The organism is Eubacterium ramulus (assembly GCF_003122485.1).
Lineage (GTDB): Bacteria > Bacillota > Clostridia > Lachnospirales > Lachnospiraceae > Eubacterium_I > Eubacterium_I ramulus_A.
On sequence record NZ_JRFU01000035.1, the window covers coordinates 1 to 8,822 of the forward strand.

Genomic DNA, 8,822 nt, shown 5'->3' on the forward strand with positions numbered 1-8,822 from the left:
TGCATGACGCGCACCTCGCAACAAGAATGCCGGAGCATTCTTGAACAAAACATCAGGAATGTGTGACGTTCCTGAAAAATGAGAACAAAACAGAAAGAAAATCAGAACGACAACTGTTGAATGAAGAAGAACAGAAGGGAGAAAAACATGGCAGTCATTACGATTGACGGCACACGTTTGGAAGTGCCAGAGAATAAAAATGTATTGGAATGTGCGCTGGAAGCCGGAATTTATATTCCGCATCTCTGCCATCATCCGGATCTGCCGGAAAATGGTTCCTGCCGCATGTGTATTGTAGAAGTAGAAGGTCAGGAAGGCATAACCACATCCTGTACCCTGCGTGCTCAGGATGGCATGGTCGTACATACCACAAGTGAGCGGATCAACAAACTCCGTACATTAGCACTGGAGCTGCTGCTTGCAGGACATCCGGAAGATTGCTCCACATGTCCGAAATACGGAAACTGTGAGCTTCAGACATTGATCCAGTACATCGGTGCAAACAACGCGCGTATGCGTACCCGTATCAAAGGTATCAAGATGGAAGAGGGCAACCCGCTGCTCATCCACGACATGAACCGTTGTGTACTGTGTGGCCGCTGTGTACGTGCCTGCAACAAGCTGAGAGGTGTAGGTGTATTACAGTATAACAAAAAAGACCTTGAGACATATGTAGGAACCTTACATGGCAAATTACTGAAAGACGAAGACTGTCGTTTCTGTACTGCCTGTGCAGAAGTCTGTCCGACCGGTTCCATCCGTGATAAATTACAGCTTCTGACAACCAACCTGAAAAAAGAAGAGGCACTGGTTCCGTGCCGTACCGCCTGTCCGGCGCATACGGATATCCCGCGTTACATCCGTTTTGTAAAAGAGGGCGATTATGATGCAGCCGTAGCGGTCATCCGTGAAAAAGTACCGTTCCCGAACGCACTGGGACATGTCTGCAGCCATGCATGTGAGCTGGAGTGCAAACGAAAAGAAGTCAGCGAGGCAATGTCCATCCGCGACATCAAACGTTATGCGGCAGAGCATGACACTGGCCGTTACTGGAAAGGCAAAGGAAAACAGCTTCCGGATACCGGCAAGAAAGTATGTGTTGTCGGTGGAGGCCCTGCAGGTCTGACCGCAGCATATTACCTGAGAAAACAGGGACACGCCGTTACCGTAAAAGAGGCACTTCCGACCGTTGGCGGTATGATGTCCTACGGAATCCCGTCCTACCGACTCCCGCGTGAGATCGTTGCACAGGAAGCAAAAGTGATCGAGGATCAGGGCGTAGTCATCGAGACAAATACAAAAGTGGAAAAACCGGTTGAATTACTGAAAGAGTACGATGCAGTCTTAATGACCATCGGTGCACACAAAGGTGTCCGTCTTCCGATGGAAGGCAGCGAACTTCCGGGTGTTCTGTTAAATATTGATTTCCTGCGCAATGCAAGTCTTGGTCAGGAGACCGGAATGGGCAAACGCATCATCGTTCTCGGTGGTGGTAACGTAGCTTTCGACTGTGCGAGAACTGCAAAACGTCTGGGCGCAGAGGAAATTCATCTGGCCTGTCTGGAAGCAAGAGAAGTTATGACTGCAGACGATGAAGAAATCGAGCAGGCAAAAGAAGAAGGCATCTTCGTACATCCGGCACAGACTTTTGAGCGTATCACAGGAACTGACGCTGTTACAGGTGTTGACTTTATGAACGTAAAATCCTTCACCTTCGATGAGAACCGCAGAGCCATCATCGAGAAAGAGGAAGGCAGCGAGCATCACATTGATGCAGACACTGTTATTTTTGCAACAGGTCAGCGTCCGGATCTGACAGAAGAAGCAGGTCTGACCTTAGGCAGAGCAAACAGCATTGTAGTAAAAGAAAATTCCCTTGCAACCGAGACCGAAGGCGTATTTGCAGCAGGTGACGTTGTATACGGAACAAAATCCGTCATCCTTGCCATTGCATCCGGCCGTGATGCAGCGGTTGAAATTGATAAATATCTGGGTGGCGATGGAGACATCAGCGAGACACTTGCTCCCAAGCAGCATGCAGATCCGAAGATCGGTAAAGTAGAAGGCTTTGGTTACTTTGGACGTACCAAGACTCAGGTAACTCCGGCAGCAGAGAGACAGGACAACTTCAATGAAGTAGACCACGGTATCTGCGACGCGGATATCTGCGGCGAGGCAAGCCGCTGCCTGCAGTGTGACTTAAGACTTCAGATCCATCCGTCCAGACTGTGGACCGAGTATTCTAATCAGAAGGAGGCGTAAGACAGATGAGTGCTTTAGAAAATGCAAAAAACATGAGTGTTGAAGATATTCTGGCAAAAACTGCTGCTTCCGGATTGATCGAATTCGGTGTAGAGCGCAGAGCAGTGGCAGAAAAATGGAATCAGGTAAATGCAGAACGTGAATTTCAGACAAATCCGATTCGCGTGGTTGCAGGTTTAAATAATGCGGATATCGCAGGGGCTCAGCTGGAAGTACTGAAAGCTGACCCGAAAAAAGTAATGGAAGGTATGGCGATTGCAGCGCTGGCAGTCAATGCAGAGGAAATGTATCTGTACATTCCGGCAAAAGAAGCTGAGTATGCAAAAGAGCTGGAAGCACAGGCTGCTGAGTACGGCATCCAGATCCAGACCGGAATCATCAACCGCAGAGCAAGCCGCGGCGGTGCATTCCACCATATTTTGACTATGGCTGCACTGGCAGATATTTTTACAGACAGCTATGAGCCGTGCACTTACATGGCAGTCTGCAAAGACGGAAAAATGGGTGAGCTTCAGAAAGTATCTTTTGGTACAAAAGTAGCAGATCTGGTAGGAGACGCAGATGTGAAAGCCATCGCCATCGGTACAAAACTGTACGATGCATCCGCTATGGATCTGGTGATCGAAGCAGATACCCAGATCGGAAACGGTGTGATCACTGTTTACGGTTCCAAATGCTGTATGATCCATGAGACAGAGGAAGTATTGCTGGCAGAGCGCAAGCAGAGCTGTGGAAAATGTACGTTCTGCCGTGAAGGTCTGATCCAGCTTCATACCATGGTAAAAGAAATTACCGAAGGACAGGGCAAAAAAGAGTTTACCGATATGATGACAGAGATCGGAGAGGCAATGACATTCTCCACTCCGTGTACCATGGGACAGACCGCATCCGATTTCGCGATGGGTTCCCTGAACTATTTTGCAAATGAGTACGAAGATCATATCAAGAAGAAAAAATGTGCAAACAACGTATGTTCCGCATTTATGAGCATTTACATCGATCCGGACCTCTGCGAGGGCTGCGAGGAATGTGCGGATGTCTGTCCGGCTGACGCCATTGAGGGCAAGAGCGGATACATTCACATGATCGATGAATTCGAATGTACCAAGTGTGGAAAATGTATTTCTGCATGTGAGAATGATGCCATCATTCAGACAACCGGTCGTCTGCCGAAGCTGCCGACCCGTCTGACAAAATGCGGTAAATTCAAAAAACGTCACTAAAATTAATTTTTATAAAAACAGGAGGTATTTCATTATGAAAACAATGGAAGCAGATGTAATTGTAGTAGCAGCAGGTCCTGCAGGTCTTGCAGCAGCAATCACAGCAGGTGAGAACGACCTGAAAGCAATCGTATTTGAGAAATCCAACACAACAGGTGGAGCAGCAAACATGGGTATGGGACCGCTTGGAATCGGTACAAAATACCAGAAAAAAGCATTCTGTGACATCACAGTAGACGAAGCTCTGAACAAACATATGGAGTATACACATTACCGTGTAGACAGCGACCTGGTTCAGACATACTTCAACAAATCCGCTGATACCATCGAGTGGCTGGAAGACATGGGTGTTGAGTTTGCAGGTGCATTCCGTTACTTCAGAGAGTCTGAGGCAACATGGCATATCGTAAAACCGGAGAACGGTGTCATCGGACCACGTGCAGCAGGACCGATGGTTCGTGCCATGACAGAGAAAGCAAAAGAGCTTGGCGCAGAAATCTACCTTGAGACACCGGCAACCGGACTGATCATGGAAGACGGAAAATGCGTTGGTGTAAAAGCGGTTGACAAAGACGGCGAAGAGATCGAAGCACGCGGTAAAGCAGTTGTAGTTGCAACCGGTGGATTCGGTACAAACAAAGAGATGATCAAAGATAACTTTGGTTACAACCTCTGGGAGGACTACTTCCCATTCAACGTTCCGGGTACAACCGGTGACGGTCTGAACATGATGTGGGATGCAGGCGCACAGAAATTCGGTGCAAACATCGAGATGATCTATCAGTTAAAAGACAACATGAACTGGTTCCTGTTAGACGCAGTTCTTCGTCAGCCAAACCTTCTGATCAACCAGAATGGTGACCGTTTCATGAACGAGGGTATGATGGGTAACACAACTTACACAGGAAACGCACTTGCACTTCAGCCGGGACATTACGGATACTGCATCATGGATGGCAAAATCCTGAAAAACTACAAGAAAAACGGTCCGGATATCTTCGATATCGTTCATCCGGAAGATGCATTCCTGGCAGTTGACGCTGAGTTCGACCGTGCAGAGGAAGAAGGATATGACGGATTCATCCGCGCAGATTCCATCGAAGAACTGGCTGAGAAACTTGGCATTGATGCAGACAAACTGGAGGAGACTCTGGATGACTACAATGATATGTGTGATGAGGGATACGATTCTCAGTTCCACAAAAAGCATGAGTATTTGCATCCAATCACAGGTAAGGGTGGCTACCTGGTAGGTAAATACTACATTGCTGCTTATGGAACAGTCGGCGGTGTCAGAATCAACAAATACGGCGAAGTTATGGATGCAAATCTGAAACCAATTCCGGGACTTTACAGTGCTGGATCTGATGCAAACACAATCTATGGTGACAGCTATAACTTTACACTGTGCGGAAACACCATGGGATTTGCTATTAACTCCGGACGTATGGCTGGTGAGGCAATCGCAGATTACATTGACGACAACTTTTAAGAGTTTCTGAGGACGTACGTTTCGAGCAGATGTTGAAATCATGTACGCAGACACGGACTATTTTCTAGGTATCCTGCATCGCTTATTTCCGTCCCCTTCCGCGAATTCGCTTGCAATGAAATATAGTGTTAATTAAATAACAATAAAAGCAGAAGAAAAACTGGATAAAATTGATATAGGGATAGGAAAATATAGGAAAAGCAACCTGAATTTACTTTTTGAAGTAAACTTCAGGTTGTTTTTTTCTTGAAACAAACCATAAAAGTGATAAAAATTTAACAAAAAGGTATTGTGTTTTGTATACAAACCTGTTATTCTATGGTCGTAAAAAATGATTAACAATAGCTAACCAGAAAGTGAGGACGATCATGAAGGAATTTGAGCAGTGGGATGGTTTTGAAGGACGTTTGTGGAAAGAAGAAGTAAATGTCCGCGATTTTATCCAGAATAACTATACTCAGTATGAGGGAGACGAGGAGTTCCTGGCAGGACCGACAGAGGCAACCAACCGTCTGTGGGGCAAACTTCAGGAGTTACAGAAAGCAGAGCGTGCAAAAAACGGCGTTCTGGACATGGAGACAGAAGTTGTTACTTCCCTGACAGCTTATGGTCCGGGTTACATCGATGAGGAATTAAAAGATCTGGAGCAGGTTGTTGGTCTCCAGACAGATAAACCGCTGAAACGTGCATTTATGCCGTACGGTGGAATTAAGATGGCCGAGGAATCCTGCAGAATGTACGGATATGAGCCAAGCGAAAAAATTCATGAGATTTTTACAAAATACCACAAAACTCACAATCAGGCAGTATTTGATATTTATACACCGGAGATGAAAGTCGCAAGACATAACAAAATTTTAACAGGTCTTCCGGATACTTATGGACGTGGACGTATCGTTGGTGATTACCGTCGAGTAGCTCTGTACGGTATCGACAAACTGATCGAGTTCAAACAGAAAGATTTTGAAGCAACCAACCGTCAGGGTATGCGTCGTGGTGACTTCCAGTTAAGAGAAGAGATCGCAGATCAGATCCGTGCATTAAAAGGCATGAAAGAGATGGCTGCAATCTATGGCTATGATATTTCACAGCCGGCTAAAAATGCAAAAGAGGCAGTTCAGTGGGTATATTTCGGATACCTTGCAGCTGTTAAAACACAGAATGGTGCAGCTATGAGTGTTGGACGTGTTTCTACTTTCCTTGATATCTATATTGAGAGAGATCTGAAAAACGGTGTTCTGACAGAGGAGCAGGCACAGGAACTGATCGACCATATGACAATGAAATTCCGTATGGTAAAATTTGCAAGAATTGAGTCTTACAACCAGCTGTTCTCCGGCGATCCGGTTTGGGCAACACTGGAAGTAGCAGGTATCGGCATGGACGGTCGTCACCAGGTTACAAAAACAGACTACCGTTTCCTGCACACACTTGAGAACATGGGACCGGCTCCGGAGCCAAACCTTACGGTATTATATTCTTCTCATTTACCGGAGAACTTCAAGAAATATGCAGCTCATATTTCCGTAGAGACAAGTTCCATCCAGTACGAGAATGATGATGTAATGCGTCCGGTATGGGGCGATGATTACTCCATCTGCTGCTGTGTATCCGCAACAGAGACAGGTAAAGAGATCCAGTTCTTCGGTGCTCGTGCAAACCTTGCAAAATGCTTGCTTTATGCGATCAACGGTGGTGTGGATGAGAGAACTCATGATCAGGTTGCTCCGGAATATGCACCGATCACATCCGAGTACCTTGATTATGACGAGGTAATGAAGAAATATGATGTTATGATGGACTGGCTGGCTCACCTCTATGTAGGTACCCTGAACATGATCCATTACATGCATGATAAATATTATTATGAAGCAGCTGAGATGGCGTTGATCGATACTGATGTACGTCGTACATTCGCAACAGGTATCGCAGGATTCTCACATGTCGTAGACTCCTTAAGCGCCATCAAATATGCAAAAGTAAAAACAATCCGTGACGAGAGCGGAATCGTAGTTGACTTCGAGACAACCGGTGATTTCCCGAAATACGGAAACGATGATGAGAGAGCAGACGAGATCGCTGTATGGTTACTGCGCACATTCATGAGCAAACTGAAATACTGCCATACTTACCGTGATTCTGAGCCGACAACTTCTATCCTGACCATTACATCCAACGTTGTATATGGTAAAGCAACCGGTTCTCTTCCGGATGGAAGAAAAGCAGGTGCTCCGCTTTCACCTGGAGCAAACCCATCTTACGGTGCAGAGCAGAACGGATTATTAGCATCCCTGAACTCTGTTGCAAAACTTCCATATGAAGAAGCACTGGATGGTATCTCCAATACACAGACCATCAACCCGGGTGCTCTGGGACATGATGAGGCTGAGCGTGTAGATAATCTGGTAAATGTTCTGGACGGATACTTCGATCAGGGTGCACATCACCTGAACGTAAACGTATTCGGCGTAGAGAAACTGATCGATGCTATGGAGCATCCGGAGAAAGAAGAGTACGCAAACTTCACCATCCGTGTATCAGGATACGCTGTTAAATTCATCGATCTGACAAGAGAGCAGCAGATGGATGTAATCTCACGTACTTGCCACGATCATATGTAAAACACCAGTGGACAAAAGTATGTTTCCTGCGTTATGCTTGCATAAAAGCAGGAAACATACTTTGGAACACGCCCAACCATGAGGATAAAAGCAGGATGAAATCCTGCGATATCCGAATGGTGGGAAGAATTGCGGGAATGCGAAGCATGGAGTAATTCGTATGGTGTTTTTTATAACAGGAGGAAAATATGGAAAAAATCACAGGCTACGTTCACTCCCTGGAAAGCTTCGGCTCCGTGGACGGACCGGGAGTGCGTTATGTGATTTTCCTTTCCGGCTGTGCCATGCGCTGCCAGTTCTGTCATAACCCGGACACCTGGGAAATGAAGAGCGGGCAGCCGTACACAGCAGATCAGCTTTTGGAAAAAGCCTGTCGATACCGCACTTACTGGAAACAGAAGGGCGGTATTACTGTCAGTGGCGGAGAACCGCTGCTTCAGATTGATTTTGTGACAGAACTGTTCCGCAAGGCCCAGGAAAAGGGAATTCACACCACATTAGATACCAGTGCAAATCCGTTTACCACAAAAGAACCTTTCTATTCCAAATGGAAAGAACTGATGCAGTATACTGATCTGATCCTGCTGGATATCAAGCATATTGATCCGGAAGGTCATCTGGAACTGACCGGTCAGCCAAACGACAATATCCTTGCCATGGCGCGGGAGTTGTCCGATATGGGAAAACCGGTGTGGATCCGTCATGTCCTTGTGCCGGAACGAAACGACAAAGATGAGTATTTGTATCGTCTGGCAGATTTTATCCATACACTGAAAAACGTGGAGCGGGTGGAAGTGCTTCCGTATCATACCTTAGGTGTATTTAAATGGGAAAATCTGGGGATTCCGTATCCGTTGGAAGGTATTAAACCGCCGACCAAAGAACGCGTGGAAAATGCAGAGCGGGTTCTTGGAGCAGGTGCATTTGCAAAGAAATAAATATGGATGATTGGTATTTCTTCTTCCTTATATAGCGGAAGAAGCATTGTAAAGAAAAAGCGTGCGTAATGCATGCTTTTTTTGATAAAAAATTTAATTTTTTTGAACCTTTTTAACAAATTATAGCAAGAATTCTCCTTCCTCTACAGGTGGGAGATGAATTGCAAAAATAAATATAAAAAGCAAAACAGAACGCTTGTTCTGTAATGAGAAATATGGTATAATACAATCAGTCGACACCGATTGAGGTTATTCGCAGCTATATTGAAACACAGGGGGAGAAAAA

Annotated in this window: 5 protein-coding genes; all 5 read left to right on the top strand. The window is 45.8% G+C overall.

Features of this window, described 5'->3' with window-relative positions; genetic code table 11:
* Positions 1 to 147: 147 nt before the first annotated feature.
* Positions 148 to 2,262: an FAD-dependent oxidoreductase gene (locus LG34_RS03475; protein WP_109214891.1), complete on the top strand. Its 2,115-nt coding sequence runs from the start codon at positions 148 to 150 to the stop codon at positions 2,260 to 2,262.
* Positions 2,263 to 2,267: 5 nt separating this feature from the next.
* Entirely contained in the window at positions 2,268 to 3,485 is a 1,218-nt protein-coding gene (locus LG34_RS03480; RefSeq protein ID WP_109214892.1) for an NADH-ubiquinone oxidoreductase-F iron-sulfur binding region domain-containing protein, read from the top strand.
* 34 nt (positions 3,486 to 3,519) lie between these two features.
* Positions 3,520 to 4,977: an FAD-dependent oxidoreductase gene (locus LG34_RS03485; protein WP_109214893.1), complete on the top strand. Its 1,458-nt coding sequence runs from the start codon at positions 3,520 to 3,522 to the stop codon at positions 4,975 to 4,977.
* Positions 4,978 to 5,345: 368 nt separating this feature from the next.
* Positions 5,346 to 7,598 (top strand): formate C-acetyltransferase, encoded by a 2,253-nt coding sequence (pflB, locus tag LG34_RS03490; protein WP_109214894.1) that lies wholly within the window; start codon positions 5,346 to 5,348, stop codon positions 7,596 to 7,598.
* Positions 7,599 to 7,786: 188 nt separating this feature from the next.
* Positions 7,787 to 8,536: a pyruvate formate-lyase-activating protein gene (pflA, locus tag LG34_RS03495; RefSeq protein WP_109214895.1), complete on the top strand. Its 750-nt coding sequence runs from the start codon at positions 7,787 to 7,789 to the stop codon at positions 8,534 to 8,536.
* Positions 8,537 to 8,822: the final 286 nt, after the last annotated feature.